This window comes from Jeotgalibacillus salarius (assembly GCF_004405125.1).
Classification (GTDB): domain Bacteria; phylum Bacillota; class Bacilli; order Bacillales; family Jeotgalibacillaceae; genus Jeotgalibacillus; species Jeotgalibacillus salarius.
The window spans coordinates 185010-211625 of the sequence record NZ_SORX01000002.1; the positions used below are offsets into that span (position 1 = coordinate 185010).

37 protein-coding genes are annotated in these 26616 nt (G+C 38.9%); 35 read left to right on the forward strand and 2 right to left on the reverse strand.

Annotated elements, in window-relative coordinates; all coding sequences use genetic code 11:
- Positions 1-11: 11 nt before the first annotated feature.
- From E2626_RS03365 to E2626_RS03430, 14 genes are all read left to right on the forward strand, one after another.
- Positions 12-269, forward strand: coding sequence for a DUF6906 family protein (locus tag E2626_RS03365; protein ID WP_134379674.1), 258 nt, complete (start codon positions 12-14; stop codon positions 267-269).
- A gap of 4 nt (positions 270-273) precedes the next feature.
- Complete coding sequence (locus tag E2626_RS03370) at positions 274-462, forward strand: hypothetical protein (RefSeq protein WP_134379676.1); 189 nt, start codon at positions 274-276, stop codon at positions 460-462.
- Positions 463-464: 2 nt separating this feature from the next.
- Positions 465-689, forward strand: a complete 225-nt coding sequence (locus E2626_RS03375) for a hypothetical protein (protein ID WP_134379678.1) — start codon at positions 465-467, stop codon at positions 687-689.
- Between the two features lie 3 nt (positions 690-692).
- Positions 693-902 carry a hypothetical protein gene (locus tag E2626_RS03380; RefSeq protein WP_134379680.1) on the forward strand — a complete coding sequence of 70 codons (210 nt, stop codon included), beginning with the start codon at positions 693-695 and terminating at the stop codon, positions 900-902.
- A gap of 62 nt (positions 903-964) precedes the next feature.
- Positions 965-1234: an AbrB/MazE/SpoVT family DNA-binding domain-containing protein gene (locus E2626_RS03385; RefSeq protein WP_134379682.1), complete on the forward strand. Its 270-nt coding sequence runs from the start codon at positions 965-967 to the stop codon at positions 1232-1234.
- A 29-nt stretch (positions 1235-1263) separates the two neighbouring features.
- Positions 1264-1422, forward strand: coding sequence for a YqaI family protein (locus E2626_RS03390; RefSeq protein ID WP_244094232.1), 159 nt, complete (start codon positions 1264-1266; stop codon positions 1420-1422).
- A gap of 74 nt (positions 1423-1496) precedes the next feature.
- Positions 1497-2720: an SNF2-related protein gene (locus E2626_RS03395; protein ID WP_134379686.1), complete on the forward strand. Its 1224-nt coding sequence runs from the start codon at positions 1497-1499 to the stop codon at positions 2718-2720.
- Position 2721: 1 nt separating this feature from the next.
- Complete coding sequence (locus tag E2626_RS03400; RefSeq protein WP_134379688.1) at positions 2722-2916, forward strand: hypothetical protein; 195 nt, start codon at positions 2722-2724, stop codon at positions 2914-2916.
- Positions 2917-3501, forward strand: coding sequence for a 3'-5' exonuclease (locus E2626_RS03405; protein WP_134379690.1), 585 nt, complete (start codon positions 2917-2919; stop codon positions 3499-3501). It begins immediately after the preceding gene.
- Entirely contained in the window at positions 3498-3815 is a 318-nt protein-coding gene (locus E2626_RS03410) for a hypothetical protein (RefSeq protein ID WP_134379692.1), read from the forward strand. Before E2626_RS03405 ends, E2626_RS03410 begins: the two co-directional genes overlap by 4 nt.
- Positions 3816-4097 (forward strand): VRR-NUC domain-containing protein, encoded by a 282-nt coding sequence (locus E2626_RS03415; RefSeq protein ID WP_134379694.1) that lies wholly within the window; start codon positions 3816-3818, stop codon positions 4095-4097.
- Positions 4094-5908, forward strand: coding sequence for an AAA family ATPase (locus tag E2626_RS03420; RefSeq protein ID WP_134379696.1), 1815 nt, complete (start codon positions 4094-4096; stop codon positions 5906-5908). The genes E2626_RS03415 and E2626_RS03420 overlap by 4 nt, the downstream gene beginning before the upstream one ends.
- Before the next feature lie 109 nt (positions 5909-6017).
- Positions 6018-6326 (forward strand): organic solvent tolerance protein OstA, encoded by a 309-nt coding sequence (locus E2626_RS03425; protein ID WP_134379698.1) that lies wholly within the window; start codon positions 6018-6020, stop codon positions 6324-6326.
- Positions 6326-6805, forward strand: coding sequence for a DUF669 domain-containing protein (locus tag E2626_RS03430; protein ID WP_134379700.1), 480 nt, complete (start codon positions 6326-6328; stop codon positions 6803-6805). The genes E2626_RS03425 and E2626_RS03430 overlap by 1 nt, the downstream gene beginning before the upstream one ends.
- Before the next feature lie 44 nt (positions 6806-6849).
- Here E2626_RS03430 and E2626_RS03435 read toward each other — a convergent pair whose 3' ends face one another.
- Positions 6850-7302 (reverse strand): coiled-coil domain-containing protein, encoded by a 453-nt coding sequence (locus E2626_RS03435; RefSeq protein ID WP_134379702.1) that lies wholly within the window; start codon positions 7300-7302, stop codon positions 6850-6852.
- A gap of 92 nt (positions 7303-7394) precedes the next feature.
- Between E2626_RS03435 and E2626_RS03440 the strand changes: the two genes are divergently transcribed.
- Positions 7395-9080: a hypothetical protein gene (locus E2626_RS03440; protein WP_134379704.1), complete on the forward strand. Its 1686-nt coding sequence runs from the start codon at positions 7395-7397 to the stop codon at positions 9078-9080.
- Between the two features lie 2 nt (positions 9081-9082).
- Here the strand turns inward: E2626_RS03440 and E2626_RS03445 are convergent, their stop codons facing one another.
- Complete coding sequence (locus tag E2626_RS03445) at positions 9083-9904, reverse strand: short-chain dehydrogenase (RefSeq protein ID WP_134379706.1); 822 nt, start codon at positions 9902-9904, stop codon at positions 9083-9085.
- A 55-nt stretch (positions 9905-9959) separates the two neighbouring features.
- Between E2626_RS03445 and E2626_RS03450 the strand changes: the two genes are divergently transcribed.
- The 20 genes from E2626_RS03450 (at position 9960) to E2626_RS03530 (ending at position 26616) form a co-directional block, all read left to right on the forward strand.
- Positions 9960-11825, forward strand: coding sequence for a DNA primase family protein (locus tag E2626_RS03450; protein WP_134380358.1), 1866 nt, complete (start codon positions 9960-9962; stop codon positions 11823-11825).
- 410 nt (positions 11826-12235) lie between these two features.
- The gene (locus E2626_RS03455; RefSeq protein WP_134379708.1) at positions 12236-12622 is read left to right on the forward strand and encodes a hypothetical protein; all 387 of its coding nucleotides are present in this window, start codon (positions 12236-12238) and stop codon (positions 12620-12622) included.
- A gap of 146 nt (positions 12623-12768) precedes the next feature.
- Positions 12769-12972: a hydrolase gene (locus tag E2626_RS03460; protein ID WP_134379710.1), complete on the forward strand. Its 204-nt coding sequence runs from the start codon at positions 12769-12771 to the stop codon at positions 12970-12972.
- Positions 12973-13036: 64 nt separating this feature from the next.
- Entirely contained in the window at positions 13037-13372 is a 336-nt protein-coding gene (locus E2626_RS03465; protein WP_134379712.1) for an HNH endonuclease, read from the forward strand.
- 4 nt (positions 13373-13376) lie between these two features.
- Positions 13377-13550, forward strand: a complete 174-nt coding sequence (locus tag E2626_RS17135) for a hypothetical protein (protein WP_166786721.1) — start codon at positions 13377-13379, stop codon at positions 13548-13550.
- Between the two features lie 117 nt (positions 13551-13667).
- The gene (locus E2626_RS03470; protein WP_134379714.1) at positions 13668-13994 is read left to right on the forward strand and encodes a hypothetical protein; all 327 of its coding nucleotides are present in this window, start codon (positions 13668-13670) and stop codon (positions 13992-13994) included.
- On the forward strand, positions 13991-15664 hold the full coding sequence (locus E2626_RS03475; protein WP_134379716.1) for a terminase large subunit domain-containing protein: 1674 nt from the start codon (positions 13991-13993) through the stop codon (positions 15662-15664). The genes E2626_RS03470 and E2626_RS03475 overlap by 4 nt, the downstream gene beginning before the upstream one ends.
- Before the next feature lie 10 nt (positions 15665-15674).
- Positions 15675-16823 carry a phage portal protein gene (locus tag E2626_RS03480; RefSeq protein WP_424955116.1) on the forward strand — a complete coding sequence of 383 codons (1149 nt, stop codon included), beginning with the start codon at positions 15675-15677 and terminating at the stop codon, positions 16821-16823.
- The gene (locus E2626_RS03485) at positions 16820-17563 is read left to right on the forward strand and encodes a head maturation protease, ClpP-related (RefSeq protein WP_134379718.1); all 744 of its coding nucleotides are present in this window, start codon (positions 16820-16822) and stop codon (positions 17561-17563) included. The genes E2626_RS03480 and E2626_RS03485 overlap by 4 nt, the downstream gene beginning before the upstream one ends.
- Positions 17564-17589: 26 nt before the next feature.
- Positions 17590-18750, forward strand: a complete 1161-nt coding sequence (locus tag E2626_RS03490; protein ID WP_134379720.1) for a phage major capsid protein — start codon at positions 17590-17592, stop codon at positions 18748-18750.
- Positions 18751-18767: 17 nt separating this feature from the next.
- The gene (locus E2626_RS17140; protein WP_166786722.1) at positions 18768-18932 is read left to right on the forward strand and encodes a hypothetical protein; all 165 of its coding nucleotides are present in this window, start codon (positions 18768-18770) and stop codon (positions 18930-18932) included.
- A gap of 5 nt (positions 18933-18937) precedes the next feature.
- The gene (locus E2626_RS03495; protein ID WP_244094233.1) at positions 18938-19240 is read left to right on the forward strand and encodes a hypothetical protein; all 303 of its coding nucleotides are present in this window, start codon (positions 18938-18940) and stop codon (positions 19238-19240) included.
- Positions 19227-19574, forward strand: a complete 348-nt coding sequence (locus E2626_RS03500) for a phage head closure protein (RefSeq protein ID WP_134379722.1) — start codon at positions 19227-19229, stop codon at positions 19572-19574. The genes E2626_RS03495 and E2626_RS03500 overlap by 14 nt, the downstream gene beginning before the upstream one ends.
- A gap of 17 nt (positions 19575-19591) precedes the next feature.
- Positions 19592-19843: a hypothetical protein gene (locus tag E2626_RS03505; protein ID WP_134379724.1), complete on the forward strand. Its 252-nt coding sequence runs from the start codon at positions 19592-19594 to the stop codon at positions 19841-19843.
- Positions 19840-20217 (forward strand): HK97-gp10 family putative phage morphogenesis protein, encoded by a 378-nt coding sequence (locus tag E2626_RS03510; RefSeq protein ID WP_134379726.1) that lies wholly within the window; start codon positions 19840-19842, stop codon positions 20215-20217. Before E2626_RS03505 ends, E2626_RS03510 begins: the two co-directional genes overlap by 4 nt.
- Positions 20214-20549 carry a hypothetical protein gene (locus E2626_RS03515; protein ID WP_134379728.1) on the forward strand — a complete coding sequence of 112 codons (336 nt, stop codon included), beginning with the start codon at positions 20214-20216 and terminating at the stop codon, positions 20547-20549. The genes E2626_RS03510 and E2626_RS03515 overlap by 4 nt, the downstream gene beginning before the upstream one ends.
- 38 nt (positions 20550-20587) lie before the next feature.
- Positions 20588-21151 carry a major tail protein gene (locus E2626_RS03520; protein WP_134379730.1) on the forward strand — a complete coding sequence of 188 codons (564 nt, stop codon included), beginning with the start codon at positions 20588-20590 and terminating at the stop codon, positions 21149-21151.
- Between the two features lie 67 nt (positions 21152-21218).
- Complete coding sequence (gene gpG / locus E2626_RS03525; RefSeq protein WP_134379732.1) at positions 21219-21572, forward strand: phage tail assembly chaperone G; 354 nt, start codon at positions 21219-21221, stop codon at positions 21570-21572.
- A 20-nt stretch (positions 21573-21592) separates the two neighbouring features.
- A complete protein-coding gene (locus E2626_RS17145; protein WP_166786723.1) occupies positions 21593-21745 on the forward strand; it encodes a hypothetical protein in 153 nt (50 codons plus the stop codon).
- A gap of 17 nt (positions 21746-21762) precedes the next feature.
- Positions 21763-26616: a phage tail tape measure protein gene (locus tag E2626_RS03530; RefSeq protein ID WP_134379734.1), complete on the forward strand. Its 4854-nt coding sequence runs from the start codon at positions 21763-21765 to the stop codon at positions 26614-26616.

The window sequence follows — 26616 nt, forward strand, 5'->3', positions numbered from 1 at the left end:
GAGGCGATCCCATGACAGATGATTTCATCCACAAAGTGACAATGGCAGCAGAACATATCGCTATGACATCTAAACGTTATCCAATGCTCAATAAATTAATTGGAGGTGGATTAATGAAACATGGTAAAAAGCCAACCGTTGCACAGCGTAAGTTGATCAAAGCTTGCAATCTCAATAGTGACAATTGGCTCGTCAGTAAAGTAGTGGATGACATGCTGGTACTCGTCCACAGATACACTGGCACAGTTAGAAAGATTCCAGGAGTGTGATCGTGTGGAAAATTATCGTGAAAGAACACTAAATTTACGCAGGAAAGCATTGTGGCTTCATAACAAAGTAGAAGATTGCCGGACATGGCGCAAGTCACCAAAATATTTCAGAAGAATGATGAGGCTGACCAATTATAAAAAGGCTCTGATTGATCGAATGAAATCTCACATTGGACCGGAAGGGAGAGTTTGAAAATGTCAAAAAAGATACCAATAGCAGAACATCTTGATGATCGTCAATATTCTGTATTGCAGATGACTTATGCCAATCACAACAGTTCAATGGGATTAAAAGAACGTGTTAATTACGATCTGTCTCACATTGTGAAGGTCGAAGTAAACGAAGAAGAAAATTGTCTCAATGTACATTATGACACTGGCGAGTGGTGGCACTATTGCCCGAATGGCACATGGTATTGATTCATGAACCACGAACGTATTACTGCTGAAGAAGCGATTAAGCTGTATTACGAAGATGGTCAGCCAGTGGAATTTTATAACGGATTCAATCGTCAGTGGGTCAGGTTAAATGCTGAAGCAAGAATAGACGCCGTATTCGTACCTCATAGAAAGTTTAGGATGGTGATAGAAGATGAAGATCAGGTCAAGTGTTTGGAACAAGATGAACTTTGAAGAAAAGTTATGGGCCATCAAAGCAGCTGCACACATGAATAAATTAAAGGGGATGAAGTGAAATGAAAGCATTAGGTGTTGTTAGAAAAATTGACGAGTTAGGACGTATTGTCATTCCAAAAGAAATCAGAAGAATCAATGGATGGGACACTGGTCAGCCAATGGAGTTTTACACAGACGAAAAAGGATTAGTGATCAAAGCATACCGTGATCATGAAGAACAAACTGAAATTAAACAAAAGCTTCAAAGTTTAATTGATTCCTGCAGTAGTAAAGAGGAACTTCAAAAGCTGAATGAAATTGTGAAGTACCTGGATAAGTCATCTGTATGATTGGGATCACTTGAAGGGAGGTGAGAAGAGTGAAGCCGGAAGAAAATCATCCAATAGAAGACTTTTACGGAATTGAGATCTACTCAGGGGATTCATATTTTGTCTTCGGTAAAGATGTGGTACTTGCAACAAATGTTAAAAAGTATCTCATTGAAGAGCAGCAACTTACATGTTATCAGGCCATATAAAAAGACCACTCGGCAAAGTGGTCCAAGAAAAACTATTTTTCACAGCAAGTATAGCATGAAATTTGGTGATGTAAATGAAATTATTCCCACATCAGGACCGTGCATTGGATCAAACATATGAAAATAACAGGGTCGCCTATTACTTAGATATGGGGCTTGGAAAGACATATGTTGGATCAGAAAAAATGTGGGAGCTTAACACTCCATATAATTTAGTTATCTGTCAAAAGTCCAAAATACCGGACTGGAAAGAACACTTTGAACAGCACTATGACTATGAAGTAATCATCTTTGATAAGCAACCGATTGAAAAGATTCCTCCGGAGAGTGTCCTGATCATCAATTACGACAAAGTATGGAGGCGGCCTGAGCTTCAAAAATTGAGAGACTTCACGATGATGATGGATGAGTCATCGATGATCAAAAATGAGTCGTCCAATCGAAGCAAGTTTATTTTAAAGCTTCATGCATCGAATGTGATTTTACTTTCAGGAACGCCCACTGGTGGCAAATATGAAGAGTTGTGGTCTCAGCTTCATCTATTAGGTTGGAAGATTACTAAGAAGCTGTTCTTGAAACAGTTTGTCATTCAGGAATGGGATGATCGGAATCAGAAGATGGTCATTACCGGATATAAAAATGTGGAGCGTTTAAAAGCGAAGCTCAGAGAATATGGAGCAGTGTTTATGAAGACTGAAGAGGTGTTTGATTTACCTGCAGTCAATGATCAGCTCATTAAGATTCAAAGCACAAAAGCATATAAAGAATTTAAAAAGCATCACATTATTGAGATTGAGCAGGAAGAATTAATTGGTGATACGCCGGCAGCTAAGAAGCTTATTTTAAGGCAACTGGCAGGGTTCTATAACCAACATAAGCTTCAATATGTTAAAGACCTAATAGACAGCACAAACGATCGTGTCGTGATCTTTTATAACTTCAAAAGGGAATACGCTACATTGGTTGAAATGATTGATCGACCAATTAGCACAATCAATGGTGATCTCAAAGATCTTTCTGCATATGAGACTCAGCCAAACAGCATTACATTGATTCAATACCAAGCAGGGGCTATGGGATTGAATTTGCAGAAAGCAAATAAAGTCGTTTACTTCACACTGACAGACAAAAGTGAGCTTTTTGAACAGAGTAAAAAACGGATTCACCGGATTGGTCAGGATCGTCCTTGTTTCTATTATTACTTACTCACGGACGGATCCATAGAATGGCGAATGCTCGAAGTGTTGAAGGAACGAAAAGATTACACAGATGCTCTATTTGAGAAGGAGGAAGAATAACGTGGCTAAATTTACAGTCCGACAAGTTCAACGTGCAGCTGATAACGGCGTTACTAAAGCGATGTTATATCAGCGCACGAAAAAAGGAATGGATATTGAAACTGCAATAAACACGCCTAAAGTTGACCCGAGTGAAGCTGGACGCAGAGGAAAAGCAAAGCAACCACGGTGGGATATTAAAAGAGGAGGAAATTGAATGAGATTAGACATTATGACGGACATTGAAACTTTGGGCACCAACAGTGATTCAACGATTATTCAGCTTTCAGCAATCGCATTTAATATCAGTACTGGTAGTCAAACCGATCAATTTAATTTGATTGCAGATATAGAAAAAAATGAGCAGCCGTTGAAAGTTACGGGTGGAACAATCAAATGGTGGCTTGAAACAGATAAAGAGCTGCTTCACAAGCTATTAAGCTTCGGTGCTCATTCCAGTGAGGATATTTTAAGGGAGTTTCACGACTGGCTTTGTGAATTGGAGTTTCAAGGTTACGACTTGTATTTATGGGGCAACGGGATCCTATTTGATAACAAAATGATCCAACATCAATTTGAGCAGCTGGATTTAAAATACCCGATTTTTTATCGGAATGATCGTGATGTTCGAACGATTGTTGACCTGGCATCACATAAACTTGGAATCTCTGAAAAAGATTTAAAAGAAAGATTCAATAATGATGCTTTAGTGAAACATGATGCCTTTGATGATGTCATTTATCAAATCAATTTAGTAACTGGCTGCTATAACATTCTGACCGGAAATGAGGGTTCAATATGAGTAATGAAGTGACACAGTTTGAAAATAAATACCTGCAGGCTATGGTGCACCTGGCAATTATGGAGAAGCAGCAAAAGGAATTAACTATAAAAGTGAAAGATGCCAAAGCTGAACTTGAAGATGCAATGGCACAGCACGACATTAAATCAATTGATAATGACTTTTTAAAGGTCACATGGGTAAAGGGCAGTTCTTCTAAAAGTATAGACATCAAAAAACTGCAGGAGAAGGAACCGAAGTTATATGGTGAGCTACTTGAGGATTATCCAAAAGTAACGGATAAAAAAGCCTATGTGAAATTCACGGTGAAGTAAATGAAAGAGTCAGTCTTTCAAAAAAAGGTCATCAAATATTTAAAAGATCATGACATCTGGCATGTGAAATATTGGGCCGGCAGTCAATACACCAAAGAGGGTATTCCGGATATCTTGGCATGCATCGATGGAGTATTTCATGGGATTGAATTAAAAACGGATGTGGGTACTGCCAGTAAGCTGCAGCTCTATAACATTCGTAAAATAAGAGATTCTGGTGGTGAGGCTTATGTACTCAGACCAAAAGGTTTTGAGTCCTGGAAGGTGAGGTGGTTTACATGACTCAATACAGCTATAGTCGGGTATTACTCTTCAACGATTGTCCATATCACTTTGGACTCCGGTACGTCGATCGATTAACCGAGCTGCCCAAATTCGATGCAGACAATCCTTTGATCATCGGAAATGCTCTTCACTCAGGGATTGAACAGGATGTTGAAACAGCTATTCAGGATTACTTCAACTCTTTTCCGGTCCTGACGAATGCGATCGTGGAAGAGGCGATGAAATTAGAAATTCTAATTCCTAAAGTGAAAGATTACTTGTACGAGCAGTTTCCAGACTTCGAATTTATTCATGAGTATAAGATCGATCATGAAGAATATGTGGGGTTTGTTGATCTAATTGCAAAAGCTCCAGATGGCACTTGCATGGTTATCGACTTTAAATACTCTAACAACATTAAAAACTATATGAAGTCAGCTCAGCTGCACATCTATAAGGATTTTCTCGAAAGAGACGGGTTTCATGTAAGAAAGCTTGCTTACATCTTTGCTCCAAAGACGAGCTTAAAGCAAAAGGATACGGAAGATTTGTTTCACTTCCGGAAGAGGTTAATGAAGACAGTCGAAGATTCAAAAATACAACTTGTATCCATTGAGTTTGATGATATGGAAAGCATCTATTTCATGAACTCAATCACGGATATTGAAAATACATCAACATTTACGAAACGGAATAAGAGTGGAAATTGCTTCAGCTGCATTCCACGCTTCAGACCGAATTACCTGGAAGCAATCGAAAATGAAAAGGGAGAGATTATTATGGCATTGCCGAAAAATGAACGTCGTGAGAGAACGATTGATACGAAACCGGACTTTTGGATTTATGCAGATTCATATGTAGGTAAATCAACATTCGTCGACAACGTGGAAAATGTATTGTTTCTAAACACGGATGGAAACACAGACAATACGACTGCGCCTGTGGTTTCAATCAAAGATGTGGTCAGCAAATCGGGCCGCGTAACCAATCGTAAGTTAGCATGGGATATCTTCCTGGATACGATCAGTGATCTTGAAACAGACGATAGTGACTTTGAAGCAGTTGCCCTGGATTTAGTTGAAGATATTTATGAACACTGCAGAGTGTATGTTTTTGATAAAAATGGCTGGGAGCACGAATCAGACGGATCATACGGAAAAGGATGGTCCAAAGTAACGACTGAATTTAACAATGCCATGAAGCGTCTGAAAGCTTTAGGATATCAGGTGATCTATATAAGCAAGGAGAAGGCTGAAGAGATCACATTAAAGGGTGGTGCCAAGCGTACAACGTTTAAGCCGAACATCAACGATAAGGTTGCAAACTTTCTTACCGGAACTGTTGATTTAACTTTAAGAGCATTTGTTGATTCACAAGACGAAAGACACCTTCAGTTGGCCAAGAAACAAAACGTGTTCGGTGGTGGTCGATTTGACTTCCAAGTTGAAACTATTCCTCTGGAACTCGATGCATTTATCGAAGAACTTACAGCTGCCCAAGAAGGGAAGTCACCGAAGAAAGAAGAAAAGAAAAAGCGTTCTGGCCGGAGTAAAAAAGAAAAAGAGCCAGCTGAGGATGAAAATGAAAAAGTCACTGAAGCAGCTGAAGAAGTTCAGCAAGAAGCAGAAGCTACAGAAGAAAAACCTAAGCGTGAACGTAGATCTCGAAAGACTGAAGATGCTCCTGCACAGGAAGAGGAAAAGCCCAAACGTCAGCGCAGATCCCGAAAGCCGGTTGAAGATGATACACCTCCAGGTGAATCTGATAGTGAAGAAACATCTGCAGCTGAAGAAGAGAAACCAAAACGTACTCGACGGAGCCGTCGGTAGCAAGTCTAACAGAAAGGATTATGATCCATTCGCTAATGATGGTCAACCCATCGAAATATCTGACGACATGTTACCGTTCTAAAAACTAAATTAATTGGAGGAATTGAAAATGGCCGTTAAAGAATTGAATGCAAAAGAGCAGCATTATGCAGATACACGTGAAGAAGCAGAGAAAGTGGTTGAAGATGCAAAGTCGGATATTTATCTGACTTCATGGAAGATTAGTGAGAAGCATAATAAATATGGAACGTACTTCTTAATCGATCTGGCATTTAGTTATGATACGCCACGCGAGATCATGGAAAATGCTCCATCAAAGAGTGAAGAACCGGTTAAGGACTTACATGAAGGTGTGGAGTATAACGTCGAAAGTGATGGCACAGTGAAATTAAACGATGATCAGGAGGATGATGAATAATGGGATTCAATTGGGATAAGTTCGATAAGCAGGTTGACCTGGACGCATTACAAGAAGATGTAAAAGATGTTGAGGAAAATGGTGGTGGAGATTTTGAGCCGGTGCCAGATGGGCAGTATGAAGTTGAAGTTGAAAAGATGGAAATGACTGAATCGAAAAAAGGCGATCCAATGTTATCCATTTGGTTCAAGATCATTGACGGTGATCTGGAAGGACAGAGAATCTTCTATAACAAAGTCATGCAGCCTCAGAATGACCGTGCCTTCGGCCTGCAGGTACATCAGAATAATCAAATGCTACGATCGCTATGGGATTGTGAAAAGGATGATGTGAAGTTTTCAAGCTTCGGAGATTATGCTGACTTGGTCCTTGATATCCATGAAGACATTGATGGGAAGTTTGAGTATCTTCTGGAAAAAGGCACGAACAAAGACGGCTTTGATACATTTGAAATCGTTGAAGTCTTTGAAGTTGAATAATTAAATAGGAGGGAGCTCTCGGGCTCCCTTTAATATAGGTTCTATTAGCCGCCTATTCCAAAGTAGTTTGTAATTAAGGGGCTTAGAAATAAACCCAACACGAATAATATTAATCCTGCCACAATGTTTAGACCAAAACTAAACCATCTATCTTTTGATTTGCCCAATACTAATGTGCTTTTAACTTGCTCAATTACTGCAGCAGCTTTGTCTTCTTCTACTGCAGCTAATTTTGAATATTTTTCATAATCAATTTGTAACTTTTTTAGTTTCTCGGTTCTGAGGCTAAGTTCTTCTTCAAGTTCTTTAATGACAGTGGATGTTTCTTTTAAAGATGCATTGACTTGTTCAATTTTAATATCTATCGATGTTCTAGATCTTTTTAAGTCTTCAATCAAATCATAAGTATCAAATAATGGGTAAAAAAATGGGTTATATGAAAGTGAACGGCGAATTTGTTTATAAAACAAGCTCCAAAATAATCTATTATTTTTCATTGTACAACTCCTAGTTTAAATATATCACAATTAGAATTCTAGCAAATGGAAGCAGAGCTGAAAACAGGAAATAATGGTTTGGAGTGAAGTAAATGCTCTTTTACGACTTTGAAGTCTTCAAATATGACTGGTTAGTGGTGATCATCGATACTGAAACTAAAGAAGAAAAAGTTTTTGTGAACAATGAAAAAGCTTTAATTCAGCATTATAACCAGCATAAATCAGATATATGGATCGGATATAATAGCCGGCATTATGACCAGTACATTTTAAAGGCAATCATTTGTGGATTTGCTCCACAGGAAATTAATCATTGGATCATTGTGAAGAATGAACCTGGGTGGAAGTTTTACAAAGACTTCTGGAAAATCAAACTCTTAAACTATGATGTGATGGTTAGTAAGCTACGATCATTGAAGCAGCTGGAAGGGTTTCAGGGTCATGACATTCAGGAAACCTCTGTAAGCTTTACGATAGATCGGGAGCTTGATGAAAAAGAGATCGATGAAGTCATTAAATATTGTCGACATGATGTGCATGAAACCATGCACATTTTCACTGAAACAATAAATGAGTTTGAATCACAACTTGAGCTTTTGAAGATGTTCGATCTTCCTATCAAAAATATATCCAAGACTAAGGCGCAACTGTCTTCAGTCATTTTGGAAGCAAAGCAGCCATTAATTCCACGCAATGATGAGTTTAACTTTAGCTTTCCAAACACATTGCAGATCGATAAATATACTGAAGTATTAGAGTTCTACCAGGAGAACAAAGACTACAATAAGGTTCTCGATTTAAAGGTAGCAGGTGTTCCTCATATATTTGCTTGGGGTGGACTACATGGTGCACGTCATCATTATTATGGGACTGGCGATTATCTAAATATCGATGTAGCTAGTTATTATCCTGCACTTATGATTGAGTATGACTACCTCAGTCGTAATATAAAAAACCCTGAGAAATTCAGAGAAATTCGAGATACCAGGCTTAAATATAAGGCAGCCAAAGATAAACGACAGGCACCTTTGAAGATCGTAATTAATGGAACATACGGTGCAATGAAAGATAAATATAATGGGCTTTATGATCCTCTTATGGCCAACAATGTATGTATTGCAGGGATGACTCTGCTGCTTGACTTAATTGAAAAACTGGAACCGCATTGTGACGTTATTCAATCTAATACAGATGGAGTCCTGGTCAAAATGAGAAATTATGATGACTATGAATTGATCGATGATATCTGTTATGAGTGGGAGCAGCGCACGAGAATGGAGCTTGAGTTTGAAGAATTTACGAAGGTGATCCAAAAGGATGTAAATAATTATATCCTTGTAGATGTTGAAGGTAACTACAAATCAAAGGGCTCTTACGTAAAGAAATTAAATCCACTTGATAATGATTTACCGATAGTGAATGAAGCCATCGTGAATTATTTTGTTCATGGTATGGATCCGGAAGAAACAGTTTTCAATTGCACAGAGTTAATCAAGTTTCAAAAAATCGTGAAGGTCAGCAATAAATATGAATACGCCAGGTATGGGACCCGGCGCATGAATGAAAAAGTATTTCGGTTATTTGCAAGTGTAGATAAAAATGATAAAGAGCTAACAAAAGTTAAGGATGGAGCTTCATCAAAAATATCTTACACACCTGAACGATGTTTCATTATTAATGATGATATTAAGAATGCATCGATACCAGGCAAGTTAGATTACTGGTGGTACCTAGATCTGGCCATTGACCGGATCAATGCGTTTATTGGACAGAGTTAGTTCTATAATTCAGTTGCAGTAGAGGACATGATTTCACTTAGATTCTTAATCTTGCTTTCTCTCTCTATATTAGCAAGTTTTTCATCAAGTATTAGCTCAATTGCTAGTTTTACATGAGGGAAAAGCTCAATACATTTCTCCTCTGACAATTCATGAATACCTTTACTCAGTATTCCGTAAAGGATTCTATTTTTTACGAGAAATTCGGGTAGATCTGATTTAAGTATATCAATTTTTTCATCCATTCTTGATTTTTGATATTTGTCATCATTCCAATCGGATTGTGTTGAAGAAAATTTCTCTTTGGTTTCTTCAATTAAATTTTCAAATATTCTTCTAAGATAGACGAACGACCCTGCTCCTACACCATGAGAATATAAACCAATAGCTCTTGAAAAATCATTATAGTCTTTTTTGAGAACTTTTCTATATTTTTGAATGGTTTGGGTTGCAATATCTGCAATTGAAGGAAACTGCCCAATTTTAGTCAATTCAAGATCTTGAAATCTGTAGGAAAAAGAATAGCTATGAGTTTCATTACGTGAACATTTATATTCTATTAGATGAAAACCATAAAAAATTGACAAATCTTGAGCAGTAATTTTTTTTAATTGAAGATTGTAAGTATAAGATTCATCCGTGACTTTCTTAAAAGTACTTTCATTTTTACAATGTATGCAATAGCTATCAAATTGGTTAGAGAAATTCTCATTGAGAAAAGAAAATATGAACTGATAATTATCGCTATCTATATTAATTGTCTTGTAAAGGGGTGTAAATTTGATTAATTTATCTACTTTATTTTGTTTATTAGTGTTTTCCAAATTGTAGACTCCAATCATTTTTAAGAATATTTTACCATGAAAGTAGGTGATTATCATTTATAAAGGATATTTAAAAGGAAATGGAAAGCATGCAGCTACTTCATTTAAAAATGGGGCAAAGCTATTTGCCTATCATACTGCTAGGAAAGAATCATCATTTGTAGGGATCCTCGAGGACGATTACATTATGGTCGATGTTGATGAAATGAATGAAGCAGAAATTCTCTTGGACATCGTTGAGGATAAAGACATTCAATGCTCGGTCTTGGAGACAACGAATGGTATGCATTTTTATTTTAAGGGGTATGACCTGACAGCCAATAAAATAAAATGGTTTTCCAATATAGGCATCCATTGTGATTATAAGCTTGGAATTAAAAACACTGCAGATCCATTAAAGATTGATGGAGAATCTAGAAAATGGATTCGAAAAGTGAAAGATCATGAACCTTTGCCAGCGTGGCTATATCCTTACAACAAAAAGAATCCAAATTTAACAAAGCTATCAGATGGAGATGGACGGAACGATAAACTATTCACCTACATTTTAAAAATGCAGTCCCAGGGAATGGCCAAGAATGATATCAAAGATACCATCTCAATAATCAATCATTACATTTTAGAAGATCCAGTTGAGCAGTCAGAACTGAATATCATCTTGCGTGATGATGCATTTATGAAAGAATCATTCTTCATTAAAGGATCCTTTCAGCATGAAAAGTTCGGCAATTTTTTAATTAATGAACATCACATCTGCAAAATTGCTAACCTGCTGCACATCTATAAAGATGGAGTGTACTCGGATGACCAGTCTGATATTGAGGGTGCAATGATTAAACACATTCCTTCACTGAAGCGAATGCAACGACAGGAGACACTGGCATACCTTCAGCTGAAAGCTGATGATAAACAATTTGCACCCGTGAAATATGTTCCTGTTAAAAATGGCATTCTGAATTTAGATACCTGGGAGCTTCAGGGATTTTCACCGGAGATCATTACACGAAATAAAATACCAATCGCGTACATAGCAGACGCGTATTATGAAGTGACTGACAAAACATTTAATAAGTTGGCGGTCAACGATAAAAAGGTACGGGCCATACTGGAAGAGATTCTGGGTTACATCTTATTCAGAAGAAATGAGTTTGCGGCTACTTTCATTTTGACTGGCGACGGATCAAACGGTAAATCATCTTATTTAAAAATTATCCGAAGACTCGCAGGTACAGACAATGCGGCATCATTGGACCTGAAAGAATTAGATCAGCGGTTTAAAACAGCTGAATTGTTTGGCAAGCTCGTCAATATTGGTGATGATATTTCGAAAGGTTACATTAAGGAATCATCAGTTTTCAAAAAGCTTTCAACTGGTGAGACATTGAACGTAGAACGTAAGGGTAAGGATCCTTTTGATTTTACGAATTATGCAAAACTCATTTTCAGTGCAAATGAAATGCCAAGAATAAATGACTATTCAGATGGTTTAGGTCGCCGGCTGCAGATCGTTCCGTTTCGAGCCAAGTTCAGTGTAAACGATGACGACTTTGATCCATTCATTACGGATAAGCTGCTTTCGAATGAATCAATGCAGTATGTTTTGAATATGGCACTGAAAGCGTTGAAAAGATTACTGCAGAAAAAACAATTTACGAAATCGAAAATCATCGATGATGAAATGTCACGTTATCAGGAAGAAAACAATCCGATCATTAGTTTTGTAAATAATGAGGATATTGATCTAGAGCGCAATGTGGTTGGTGATGTCTATATGCAGTATAAATTGTATTGCTCAGAGAATGGTTACCAGGCGGTAAGTAATATTAGCTTTAGTAAGCAGGTCAAGCAGCTCTTTGGTTTTAGTACTAAACAACAGAAAATCGATGGTAAGAATAAAAGATTATTCGTCTCAGAGTCTTAATTTTTTGTCTGCGTGACCAAATTCCGGTCAAGGGTGGATAGGGAAGTGAGTCATATCAAGGCTTGAAAAATGACCGTGACCGTATTTGGTCACGAAATTAAATAAAATCGTGACTTTTATAAGTTTTTTTAATGAAAAAAACGTCAAATGCGTTACCTGTTACCTTACCTGTTACCTTCAGAAATCCATTAATATCAATATTTTGAGAGGTTAAGTAACAGGTAACAGATAAAATCACTTTCTTTTATAATATTTATATTTATTTTTATAAAAAACTAGTCTTATGAAAGAAAAATAGGGGGTAAATGCGTTACCCGATACTCATAAATAGGTCATAAACCTATACGTATCAAAGGTTCAAGGCGGTAACAGAAGGTAGCGCATTTTACGAAAAGGGCAGGTGAAGTAGATTGTTTGAATGGTTGCAAGACTATCATAAGTTAGAAGATGAAATTATTTATCTTGAAAACAATTTATATAGAGCTAATCGTGAATTAGGAAGATGGATTGAAGGTGATTTAGCTAAACTAAAGATTCATCCCGAAAGCAGTGCTGCAAAACTTGAAGAACATATTGAACGCATTGAACATGAACTTGCTTGTAAGATGAATGATCTTCATGATGTGAAATCTTTAATTAAAAGATTCAGAGGAATTGAACATCAAATCCTTTACGGAAAGTACGTTGAAGGTAAAACACTCGAGCGTGTAGCTGAAGATTTAGGATACAGTTCACAGTATATTTACGCTAAGCATGCTCAAATTAAGAGAATGATAACATTTGCTGATAAAGTATAGAGTGACTTTAGTATAAACTCACTCTATATTCTGCCCATTAAATTCATTGAAAAAATCAATTATAGTGAGAACATAGAAATCTGAGAAAAGGGCGCTCATTCGTGAGTGCTCTTTTATTATGTCTTAATTTAACAGGAGTGAGTAATATGAATCTAAATCAAAAGATTAAGTTACTAAACATTCATAAGCTTGATAAACCTGTGCAGCTCGAACCAAATGGAAAGTTATTTGATTACTACAAAGACTATCCAGATCAGCGAATGTATTACTCAGTGAAATACTTAAACGATACTTCATTAGATGAATTGCTAGAACGTGATGACTTCAATAAAGAACTGTTCTCGGTGTAAATCTAAGTAAGGAAGTGATCCTATATCTCGACTGGTCAGCGTTAATGACTGTGAGGTGAAAGTTATGAATCAATACCAAACTAAAGATCAGAAGCGCAGGTTCTATAAAGGATCAGCATGGTCAGGCGCCAATGGATTACGTATTCAAGCATTGAAGCGTGATAACTATGAATGCCAGTTGTGCAAAGCTGAAGGATTAGTACACGTTGATTCAGTTAAATCAGATGGTGAGCGAAAGAGTATTGAACTCAATGTCCATCACATTAAAGAAATCGAAACTCATCCTGAATTAGCGCTGGAGCTCGATAACCTTCAGACGGTGTGCTTACATCATCACAATAAAATCCATAATCGTTATCAGGCATCACAAAACAAATGGAAGCATGATGAGAGGTGGTAGTGTTATGTACTATGTAAAAGAGGCAGTTGAAAAAAGATTAAAACAAGTTGAACGAGCTGAAGAGATGACAATCTCGGAACTCCAGAGATTGTACGAAGAGAAAGCTGGAGCTAAGAAAGAGTTAAATAAAATCCGTTCTGAAAAACTGCAACTACAAAGTTTCTTGGATGAAAATTAATTACACCCCCGCCCAAAAACTTGGGTCATTTTAAATTTTCTATAGGACCGGTGGAGGGGTGTACTGTCGACATTCATTGAGGAAATATTGCTCCACGCGAGAGGGGGGAGGGGTAAGTTGACAATTAGAAAATTAGAACTTCAATTAATGAGTCGTATTGATCAAGATGACTTAATTGAAGTGAAGAAAATTAAACGATACATTCAATTAATAAAGTTAGATATTGCATGTGATAGGGCTATAAAAAAAGATGGATCGACTATTGTTATTGAAAATGGTACGCAGCGGTTTATTAAGTCACATCCTGCTATGACCGAAAAAATGAAAATCAACGCACAGTTAATAGCTTTAGAAAAAACATTCAATTTTATCAGTGAAGGAGATGCCCCTTCTTCTACGCCCTCACCTGTGGAGGAAGAACCAACGGAAGATGATTTAATATGATTACAAATAAGTATGTAGAAGAATATATTCAACTCTATGAAGCCGGTAAAATAAAATTGAATAAAGAACGAATTGATCTGATTGAGTATTTACAGCGTTATGTGCTCAGTCGTGATGATTTGTATTTCGATGATGAAATGATTGAAAACTGCGTGAGGTTCATTGAAAAGTGGTATTTTCCCACTGAGCCTTTTCAGCGATTTTTAATTGCTTTCATCTTTTTGTTTTTCAAAAAAAATGATCGAGTCTTCTATCGTAAGTTTTTATGGATGATGGGCCGGGGCGCTGGTAAGAACGGAATCATTTCAGGCATTACACATTTCTTAACCAGTCCATTACATGGGATCCAGGAGTACAATATTTCAATTGTCGCCAACTCCGAAGAACAGGCAAAAACTTCATTCGAAGAGACTTACAGCGTTATTGGTCGAAGCAGCACTTTAAAAGGTATGTGGTCCAGAACAAAAGAAAAGATCACGAATAAGAAAACGGAATCTATTTTAAAGTTCCGTACTTCAAACGGCGAAACGAAAGATGGTCTGCGTGATGGTGCTGTTGTCTTTGACGAGGTTCACCGTTATGAAGGCAATAAAGACGTGCGGGTTCATATATCCGGTTTAGGTAAAAAGCAGAATCCGAGAGAGTTTTATATTGGAACAGACGGATATGTGCGTGACGGCTTCCTGGACAAAATGAAAGAAAAGGCTATGAAAGTTTTATCTGGTGGCGCCCGGCCAAACGCTCTGTTCCCCTTCATCTGTAAATTGGATGACGAAAATGAAATCGATGATGATGCTAATTGGGAAAAGTCGAATCCGATGTTATGTGAACCCAGGGGAACTTATGCTCAAGGATTGTTCGATACGATCTATGAAGAGTATGAAGATTTAGAGGATGATCCAACGAATCGGGAAGAGTTCATGACAAAGCGAATGAACTTGCCTATGACCGATTTAGAGAGATCAGTCGCAACTTGGGAAGAGATATCATCCACAAATCGAGAGGTACCTGATCTATTAAATGAAGAGTGCATTGGCTGTTTAGACTATGCGAGCATTAGAGACTTTGCTGCGTGTGGTCTTTTATTTCGTCAAAGTGATGATTACATTTTTAAAACTCATTCATATGCTCGAAAAGATTTCGTTGATAAGTATTACAGTTATTCTAAAAAACATGATGCTGAATTAGCCGGCAAGCGTAAGTTTGCACCGATTAAAGAATGGGAGCAGGAGGGTCTCATCACGATTGTGGACGGCCCGTCACTGGATCCAAACTTAATAGTTCAGTGGTTCGTAGAAATGAGACAGTTTTACATCATCAAAAAAATTATTGCGGATAATTTCAGAATGGAAATATTAAAACCTTTGTTTGAAGCTGAAGGGTTTGAAGTTGAGATCATTCGAAATCCGAGAGCGATTCACAGTTTGCTGGCGCCGCGGATTGAGATGGCATTTGCAAATAAACAAATTATCTTTGGTGATAACCCACTGATGCGCTGGTACACACAAAATGTCCTTGTAGTTACTAAGAAAGACGGCAATAAAGAGTATCAGAAGAAAGAACCTATCAGACGTAAGACTGACGGTTTCCAAGCTTTCGTTCATGGCATGTACCGGGCGGATGAAATAGTCACAGGCGAGTCATTCATGCTGGCTGATATTAATTTCTAAAGGGGGTGAGATATTGGGGCTTATAGATTCTATATTGAGAAAGAATAGCGCAGTGGCTTTTTCATTTGATTTGGAACTACTTCAAAATGACGCGAAACGAATTTACATGAAAAAATTAGCCATCGACACATGTGCTTCGTTTCTGGCCAGGACCATCAGTCAATCTGATTTCCGCGTAAAAGAAAAAGGCAGCTATAAAAAAAACGATTTGTATTACAGGTTAAATGTGCGACCGAATAAAAACATGACCGCCAGCACGTTTTGGCAGCAAGTTGTTTACAAGCTCGTTTATGACAATGAGTGCTTAATTATCCAAGCGGACGATGAAGATCTATTGATAGCAGATGACTTTGAACATAAAGAATATGCGGTCAAAGAAGATGTTTTTTCAAAAGTCGTCGTTAAAGACTGGGAATTCACTCGAACGTTCTTACAAAATGAAGTACTACATTTGCGTTACAGCAATGAAAAATTGTCGCCTTTGATCGACAGTTTATTCAATGATTATGGCGAATTGTTCGGGCGTCTTTTGACATCTCAAAAACGTAAAAATCAAATTCGTTCTACAGTCGATATGGACGCGAATACAGCCAAAAACGAACAGTCTTTGAATAAACTGCAAGAGTTTATTAACAAGATGTACAAGGCAGTCAGCGACAAAGATATTGCAATCATTCCTCAGATGCCGGGGTTCGGATATAAAGAACACTTCAGTGGTGGCGGTAATGGAATTCAATCTGTGGACGAAATTAACAAAGTCACCAAAGGTTTTTTGGATCAGGTGGCACTCTCAATGCATATCCCGACCAGTCTGCTGTACGGCGACATTGCAGATGTAGAGAAGCAAACCAAGAATTACATGATGTTCGCCGTCAATCCTTTTCTCAAAAAAATAAAAGATGAAGCTAATTACAAATTTTTTGAGAAGGCTGAATATATGAATGGTGATATGTTGGATATCAGGCCGATTTCCTATAATACGCTATTCGATATTGCGGATAAGGTTGACAAGCTTGTATCATCCGGAGCCTTCACTGGTAATGAAATTCGTGAAGAAGCCGGAAAAGAAAGATCAGACAATCCAAATCTTGATAAGCACTTCATCACCAAAAACTATACTGAAATCGGTTCACTTGAAGGGGGTGAGAATGAAAAATGAAATTTCTAAAACTCAAAAACGAGAAGTATACTACTAAACTTAAAAGCATCCCTCATAACTTTGCTGTCGCTCATGATGATGAAAAAAGTGAATCTACCCTAACGATCTATGGCGTTATCGGAGATTCCTGGTGGGGAGACTCTACTTCAGCATCAGATGTTGATTATGCTTTAAGAGAAGCGGGAAATAATGATTTAGTTATTCACCTAAACTCTCCTGGTGGTGACGCTTTTGATGGGGTTGCTATTTATAATCGACTTAAAAAGCATCCGGGTAAAATCACAGTGCATGTGGATGGATGGGCCTGCTCAGCAGCATCCATTATTGCAATGGCAGCTGACGAATTGATTATGGGTTACGGTGCCATGATTATGATCCATGAAGCCAGTATTATTGTATGGGGCACCAAGAGAGATTTACGTAAGCAAGCTGATGTCATGGAAAAATTGGAATCAGGAATTATCGATATCTATATGACTAAAGCTAATGTTGATCGTGAAGAAATGACCACAATGGTAGATGAGGAGAAATGGTTCAGCGCGAAAGAAGCACTGGATATTGGTTTTGCTACGGCAGTAGCTAGTGAGCCGGAAAAAGATATTGAAAATGTTGATGATGCATTAATCAATTCGTTACAGAATCAAATTGCAGCAATGCAAAATGAAATCACTCAATTAAAAAATACTCAAACGGAAGATCCTGCACCTGTTAAACGTAACAGAGTTGTAAGGGTCTTTTAGTTTACACAAAATTGGAGGAAACAAGAATGACAATTAAATTTAACAAATCAGAAGCTTATAAGAATGCTAAAGAAAAGTTGACTGCTGTTCTTTCAAATGCTGAGGCAACTGATACAGAACAAACTGAAGCGTATGAGAACTACTTTGAAGCACTTCAAACAGAAGTAACTGCAGCCATCACAAAGCAGGTTAACAATGAAATGCTTGATCGTTCAATCCTTCAGCAGCGCGGCAAAAACGTTTTGACTTCAGAAGAAAATAAATTCTTCAATGAAGTGGTTATTTCAGGAGGTTTTGATGATGATTCTATCCTTCCTGTTACTACCCAGGAGCGTGTATTTGAGGACCTTGTTAAGGAACATCCTTTAATTGAAGCAATTGGCTTGGAGAACCTCGGAGCGGTCAAAAGATACATTGATGCGGATCCTACAAAAACTTATGCATGGGGAGATCTATTCGGACCTATCGCAGGTCAAGTAGCAGCTGCGTTTACTGATGAAGAGGTAGGCTCACTGAAACTGACAGCATTTGCAGTTATTCCGAATGACATGCTTGAACTTGGACCAGTGTGGATTGAGCGTTATGTTCGCGCCCTTCTTACTGAATCTTACAGCGTAGGTCTGGAATTTGGTCTTGTGAAAGGTGGCGGCTCTGTTGCGAAACAACCTGTCGGACTCCTAAAAAATGTGGATCCGGGAACTGGTGCAGTAACTGATAAAACTTCGAGCGGTACGTTAACTTTCACTCCTTCAGAAAACGGTGAAATTGTTGCAGGGGAACTGTTTGGAGTGGTGTCTGCTCTTTCTGTGGACGCTAAAGGCGACTCTGTAAAGGTAGATAATAAAGTTGTGATGGTAGTTAACTCTACTGATGCAATTGCCGTTAAATTCCGTAACACAATTCAAACTAATAACGGTCAGTGGGTAATGTCACTACCATACAATCTAACAATGGTTGAATCTGATGAAATCCCTGCAGGTAAAGCGCTATTCTTTGTTAAAGGTCGATACAAAGCGAAACTGACTGGCGGAGTTAAAGTTAAGAAATTTGATCAGACTCTTGCTATTGAAGATGCAACACTTTATACGATGAAGCAGTTTGCGAATGGTAAGCCGAAAGATAACAAGGCTGCACTTGTTTATGACCTTGATATCAACTTTACTCCGGCAGAAGTACCAGCAGGCTAAGAAAGGAGTAATCATTGATGGTTAAATTCAAAGTGTTGAAAACCTTTAGGGACATCCACACTGATGAGAAGTATAAAAAGAATGATGAAATTGAAATGACTATAAAAAGAGCCGACGAGGTAGCAAAAAACCTTGACGGCTCTTATCTGTTAAGGGTTGATGAGAAAAAGGATAAGGAGTGATGTAAATGAGCATCACACCGGAGATCGTAACTCAATTTAAAGAAAGGATGCACCTGGGAGATTATGAAGATGATAACCTGGAGCGCATTCTTTCTGCGTCTGAAAAAGCGCTGCTTAAAGATTGCGGACCTTATGATATTGCAACTGATGAAGATTTTAAGGAGCTGGTCTATGAAAGGTCAAGATACGTTTATAACGATGCATTGGAGTTTTTTAATAAAAACTTCCAAAGCGAGATAAACGGATTAGGTTTAGATAAGGCGCTTGATGAAATTGTGCTGGAGGATGAAACGGATGAAACCATTTAAGTATAATCCGAATAATCACTCCGGCCATTTCAGGCACAGGGTTATGTTCCAAAAGTATTCATCAGGCGGTAAGGATCCGGATGGTTTCCCTGTGGAAGGTTGGCAGGATGTAAAGGCAGCCTGGGCGATGATTAAAACTTTGAAGGGTACTGAATACTTTTCTGCCTCATCCACACAAAATGAAAATCAGATGCGGTTTATCATTCATTACACTGAGGGTTTGGATGAAGATATGAGAATCCTTTATGACAATCGAGAATTTGATATTGAATCAATTCTAAATGATGAGGAAGAGAACAGAACCCTGACGATCATTGGCAACGAAAAACGATAACGGAGAGGTGACAGGAAATGGCTCAATCATACAAAGTAAAACGATTATTTAAAGACACTGATAAACAGTATTATGGTAAGGATCAACTTTATACAAATACCTCACAAGCCCGAATTGATGAATTAATCGATAAGGGTTTTTTAGTTGCTGCAGAAGAAGAAACTGAAGCTGAACTAAAACACTTGGGAGGCGGTCATTATGAATTACCTAATGGCGAAAAGGTTAGAGGTAAGGATAAAGCGATTGCCGCCCTGAATGATCAGTCATGAGGGTAGAGTTTGAGGGGGTTGACAGACTCTCTCAAAAACTAAAGGATATGCAGATATTTGGTGAGGTGGAAGGCTCTGCATTAAACAAAAGTGCGGAACATTTAAAAAAGAAACTCACTGATAATGTATATAAATTGGGTCTTGATAGAAAGACAGGTAAAGCTGAAGAAAGTGTTCTCATTAGTGAGGTTCATGCCGGTAAGATTTTCATTGGTTTCAGTAACCAACAAAACGATGCTTTCTATATGTTCTTCCACGAATGGGGCACAAGCAAGATGCCAGCTCGTCCAATATTAAGACCAACTTTTTATCAGGAACTACAAGCTTTGAACCGAATCTTAAAAGAAGAACTGCAGAAAGGGATGGGGCTATGAGTGTCACCGGTGTAATCCAGAATGCACTTGCGCCGGTTACCGTTCCGACGGCGCTCCATTTTTACAGTGGATCGGCTACGACCTATGTGATCTACTTTGAGGTTGTGGACAGGCCTAACATTCACACGGATAACAAATTACAGAATACGCTCTCTAATGTACAGGTGAGCGTTTATTCTAAAAGTAATTACAATGCACTGGTCTCTCAGGTAAAAGAGTTAATGGCAGAGGCGGAATTCTTATTTACTGGTGGCATTCCGGGATATGAGACAGACACCGGCTATTACTATTATCACCTGACTTATAACTACTCAATGAAGCTCTCAGACTGAGGGCTTTTTATTATTTGAAAAACAAGGAGGAAACATTAATGTATACAGGATTAGATAATTTTCACTATGCGATTTTGACGGATGACCCAAAGGGTGGACCAACTGTTTATGACACACCAGTAGCACTGAAAGGGGCAATGTCTTTTAATGAGACACCTACCACGAATATGGCTACACTTTACTCTGATAACGGCCCATCAGCAACTGCAAGCTCTAACGGACCAACAACTGTAGAAATTGGTATTGCTGCACTGTCACTTGAAGATCGAGCTGCACTACTTGGCCAGAAAATTAACTCAGATGGTGCCTTAGTGCAGAGTCGTAATGACCGTGCACCGTATGTAGCATTTGGCTGTCGTCTAACAGGTGAAGATGAAGACGATGCGTACATCTGGCTCTATAAAGGTAAATTCAGCCGTCCGACTCAGACGAATAATACAAAAGGTGAATCACCTGAATTCCAGACACCGACTATCTCGGCTACGTTTATCGGACGTGACTCTGATGGACATGAAAAAATCCATATCGTTCAGGATGACTCGAATCAGGCTGTGATCGATGCATGGTTTGACGCTGTGTCTGAAGAAACACCAACGCCTTAATCAACAAAGTGTAAGAGGGTCCTTCACGGGCTCTCTTTTTTCTATTTATCTATAAGGAGGAATTTTAGTGGAAATTATATTGAAAAATCTTGTAACGACTGATAATGACAACGGTGAAAAAGAAGTAAAGGTTGAAGAAAAAACATATCACTTACCTTACCCTCCAATGGGAGCATATTTAGATTATTTAGTGATATCGAAAAGAATTGAGAAGATCACGACTGACAATGTAAAAGAATATGTGGGTTTGATTGTTCGTACATTTCAGCATCAATTTACAGAAGAGGAATTTATAAATGGGGTTGCACCGTATGAAATCTTTAAAGTAATTGGTCAATTTGTAAACGATCTTACTAAAGATCCGTACGCTGAACTAAAACCAAAGGATGAAGAGGGAAACGGAAAAAAGGAGAAAAAATAACGCCTGATCGAATAAAAGAAATGTATCATTATCTGATTGATAAAGGTCATTCCTTGGAAGAAATTGATCAGATGGACTTCTGGCGTTATTTATTTGTAATGACTTTATCAAAACCTAAAGCAGATGGTGGTCAGTCGGCACCAGTAAAAGATTATGGATTCCTATTAATGTAAAGGAGTGAGGTGAAACCATGTCAGAAGAAATCGGCAAGTTGAAAGTATCCCTTTCTCTGGACGGCGGAGCAGAGTTTAATAAAACAATTGCATCAGCTGAACGTAACCTTAAAACAATGGGTGGAGAGCTTACCATCTTACGTCAAAAGGGTAAAGATTGGGGTCAGTCTATTGAAGGTTTAAAGACACGTCAGGAGACTCTGGGGCGTACCTTGAAACAGCAGGAAGGTTACGTGAAACAATTACGTGACGCTTATGACAAGTCTGTGAAGGAAAAGGGTAAAGATGCCAAAGCGACTGAGAACCTATCAACGAAGCTTAATAAAGCGATTGCTGAATATACCCGTACTGAAACTGAGATTGGTCAGGTCAATGAAGCATTAAAACGTCAACAGTCAATTGCAGGACAGACTGAATCAGCGTGGGAGAAGCTATCGAAGCAAGCCGGAGCAGCGGCTGATAAATTAGATAACGTTGCAGAAAAATCAAAGAATGTCGGTGAGAAACTGACAGTTGGTGTCACGGCTCCAATCGTTGGTCTTGGTGTAGCGTCCCTTAAATCTGCAGCAGACTTTGACGCAGCACAAGGACAAATTCAAGCTCAGTTAGGCGTTACAGAAGATCGTGCTGCCCAATTAATGAATATTTCAAAAGAGCTGTGGGAAGATGCATACGGCGATTCTGTAATGCAGGCGGCTGAAAACGTTGCGACAGTTGAACAAAACATGCGTAATATGTCTGACAAAGATATTAAAGCAGTTACTGCAGCTGCATTCGATATGGAAAAGGTATTCAAAGTAGGTATCAATGAAACCACTGCTGCAGCAGGTACAATCATGGATAACTTTGGGGATTCCGGAACTCAAGCAATGGACCTTCTGACAAGAGGTTTACAACTTGCCGGTCCTCGTGGTGATGACTTACTTGATACATTCCGTGAATACAGTCCTCAATTTGAGGCACTTGGTTTATCCAGTGAAAAATCGATGAATTTGCTCATACAAGGATTGCAATCTGGGTCCAGAAATACTGACGTATTAGCAGATGCTATGAAAGAGTTCACGATTGAAGCGGAGCAGTCAGGTGAACGTGTCGCTAAAGGATATGAGCGAATCGGTATTGACGGCGAGAAAATGATGTCAGATATAGCAGAAGGTGGTGAAAAAGCCAACGGTGCGTTTTTTGCTACAATCACAGCGCTTTCTGGCATGGAAGATGCAACAGAACGAAATGCTGCAGGTGTGGAAATCTTCGGTACTAAATGGGAAGACGTAAAAGACAGTGCCCTTCTTGCGCTAGATCCAACCATAGACTTGTTGGGTGAAGTAGAAGGTGCAGCAAAGAAAGCCGGGGATGCAGCGAATGATAACATCGGAACAAGAGCTACTGCAGCATTCCGCGATTTTCAAGCTGATTTAGAGCCGGCTGGTGAAATACTGGTTGATCTAGCAGAGGAATGGCTTCCAAAAGCAGCAGACAAAGTAAATGAAATGACTGAAGCATTTAAAGATATGTCTCCTGAAGCGCAGGAGAATGTCGTTCAATTAGCGGGCTTAGCTGCAGCATTAGGACCTGCAACGGTTGGTTTTGGTCATATTGCAGGCGGTGTCGGTGGTTTAATTAAAGTCGGTACAAGTTTAGGTGATTTATTAGGAAAGTCTGGCGGTAAAGGCTTGGTAGGAAAGATTGGTCTATTAGGTCTTGGTGGCCCTGCTGGATTAGCTGTGGCAGGTACCGGAGCTCTTGCATTGGGGATTTATGAGTTAAACAAAGCTAGTGATCAGAACCTTGAAAAAACTGTGGAAGCATTACAAGCTAGAGAAGATGAAATTGATCAGCTTGATAATAATATTGCGAAATTTGAAGAGCTCCGGGAAAAGAATGAGCTGACTACAGGTGAAATTCTTAACTACATGGATGTTATGGCAGAACTGAAGGAAGCTAAAACTGAAGATGCGATCAAAGCATTAACGGATGAACAAGCATTGCTTCTTGAAAAAAGCGGTCTGACTAATGCTGAAATGGAAGAATTCTTGAGTTTGAATGAAGTAATTGTGGAAAACGCACCTGCAACTGCTCTTGCAATCAGTGAACAAGGTGATGCCTACGCTGCGGTACTAAGTCAAGTAAAGGAATTAAGTGCTGCTGAACGTGAAAGGTTATCTGCTGATACTTACAATGCTCTTTATGAAGAGAGTAAAAATGTTGAAAACTCTTTAAAAGAACAATCGGCTATTCAAAGCGAAATCAATAGTTTATCTGCAAATAGAAAAGTGTTTGTGGATGAAGAAGCTGCTGGAAACGAACGTATTCAGCAAATCGATAAAGAAATATTAGGTGTTAAAAAAGAAATTGATCAAGCTGGTAAGAATATGAGTCAGACAGATCAAGAAGCGCTGGCAAATAAGTTAAATGGACTTCAGGCTGAAAGAGATCAATTGCAGGATAACAATGTAGCAAATCAAGAGCAAATCCAATACTACGATTCGCAAATTGGAAAACAGGAAGAAAAACTTGGAAAAGTTGAACAAGAACTTTCTTTGTATGATGAATTGACTGCAGATTACGAAGCCTTAATCCTTTCACAAGCAGGACTCACATCCGAAAAAGGTAAAGGGTTAGATAAACTTCGAGAAGAACAAGCTAATATAGATGTTGCTCGAAATAAACTTGATCAACAATTGGCGACACAACAGATCTCTACAAGGGAATATGATAACCAAAACGCTAAACTGGATAGTCAGCAAGCCAAAATTGATGAAGCTCGTTCAAAGCTTGAAACAATGAATGAAGTAGCAGGAAGAACGATATATAAGGATGTTGAACTAAATACAAGCCCATCTGTTGAACAATTGAATAGCGAACTTGGAAGTATCGTTTATAAACCTGTGAGACTTCAACCACAGGATTCAAATAACTTCAGACGTATTGGATATGCTCATGGTACTGACAGTCACCCTGGAGGTCTTGCTCTTGTAGGTGATGGTACTGGCTTCAATGCCGGACCAGAGCTCATTAATCTACCTGGTGGAGAATCCTTACTCAGTCCTTCCACACCAACATTCATGGACCTACCGAAAGGTACTTCTGTTTTATCAGCAATGAAGACTAAACAATTTTTTAATAATGTACCGCGCTATGCGAATGGTACGCCGGATACAAGTGATTATCAGCTTGTGGACTACCAGCCGATGCTTAACCTCACATCAGCCGGCAGCACTGTTGGCAGAATACGTGAGATCAGAGCGGCTGAGATTGCGAGCCTTGAACGTCAAATTGCTTTACTGTCTCAAGAAGGCGCAACAATCGAACAATTAAATGATGCGAAAGAAAAGCAGGCCCGGCTGACTGTGCTGCAGGCAGAAAAAGAACGTGAATATGCGAACCGAATTAAAGAGCAGCAGATCATCATCGACAAATTAAATTGGGCTTATAATAACGGCAAAATTTCGCTCTCAGATTATAATGAACGCGTCGCCACAGCTACAAGTGAGCTGCATGACTTGAAAGCAGAACAAATGGCGTTCACCGATTCATTAATGGATAGTCAGCGCGAAGCATTTGAGGAGGCGGCCAGACTTGCTGAAGAGTCGGCTAAAATAGGTGCTGAAGCGTTTTATGAAATGGCGACTGCTCAAAACCGTGCATACGAAACAGCACTGAGAAATCAATTGAATGACCTGGATGATAAAAATAGAGTAGCAAGTGAAGCATTTAAAGGTGAGACGGATTCCTTTTTAACGGAACTGGATCGTCAGAAGGATGCAGCGCTTGCTTCTTTTGATGCTCAGACAAAGGCGCAAGAAGCAGCCATTGAGCGTCAGATTGAAAATATTAATAAACGTCGAGATGCTGAACTGTCTGCCATCGATGAGCAACTTGCAGCACTTGAAAAGAAAGAACAGCGTGAAGGTCGGGAAGAAATAGAAGCTGAGTTTGCAAGTGAACAGGAGAATCTAAACCGCCGGTTGACTGTTGCGAACTTTATGGGTGATGAAGATACGGTTAAAGCCGTTAAGCAGGAGATTGCGGACCTTGACTCTACTATCGCAAAGCAACGCCTTGAATGGGAGCGGGAGGACTTACGCGAATCCCTGCAGCTTGAAAAAGATAAGATCAATGATTCATATGATCAGCAGGAGCAGGCACTTGAAGATTCTCTCTCATTATTGCAAAAACAGCGTGATCAGGAGCGGGAAGCACTGGAAGAACGATATGAATTGAGAGCAGATCAATATGAAGCAATGAGAGCTCAACAACTTGAAGCAATTGAACTGGAACAAGAGCAAGCCATGCAGGCTGCTGAGAAAGAGTATGAGCTCCAGCGTGAGCGGTTTGAAGCACTCCAGGAACAATTAGCCCTGCATGTGGAACAGGGCAACTTGACGCAAGCACAGGCAAATGAGGCATGGATGCAAGCTATAAAAGATTTAGGAAATGAACAGGTGCTTCAGGAGATCGAGAATCAGGAGAAATCAAAGGCAGCGCTTCAAGAGTATGTGGACGACTATCTGAACATTGGTAAGGATTACGGAAACAGTTTAGTTAATGGGGTGGTCGGCACTCTGAGTAGCAGGTTAGGAGAGATTGAAGCATTAGGCCGGAAAATTAAATCAGCTATGAGTGGTATTTCTACTGCTGGCATCGGTACTTTAAATGCTTCATCGATTAATGCAGTATTGCCTTCCACAGCTTCAATGCCATCAGCTGATCGAATGATTAATTCAATAAGTGCAGCTGTTTCCAGGACCGTCCCATTATCACAAGGTTCACCGCAGCCGATCAGCATTTATATGGATAGCGAAGAAATCGCGGCTTATTCATTCAATACCGCATCAGGTGCATTACGTCAGATTTCAAGAAAGGGGTGA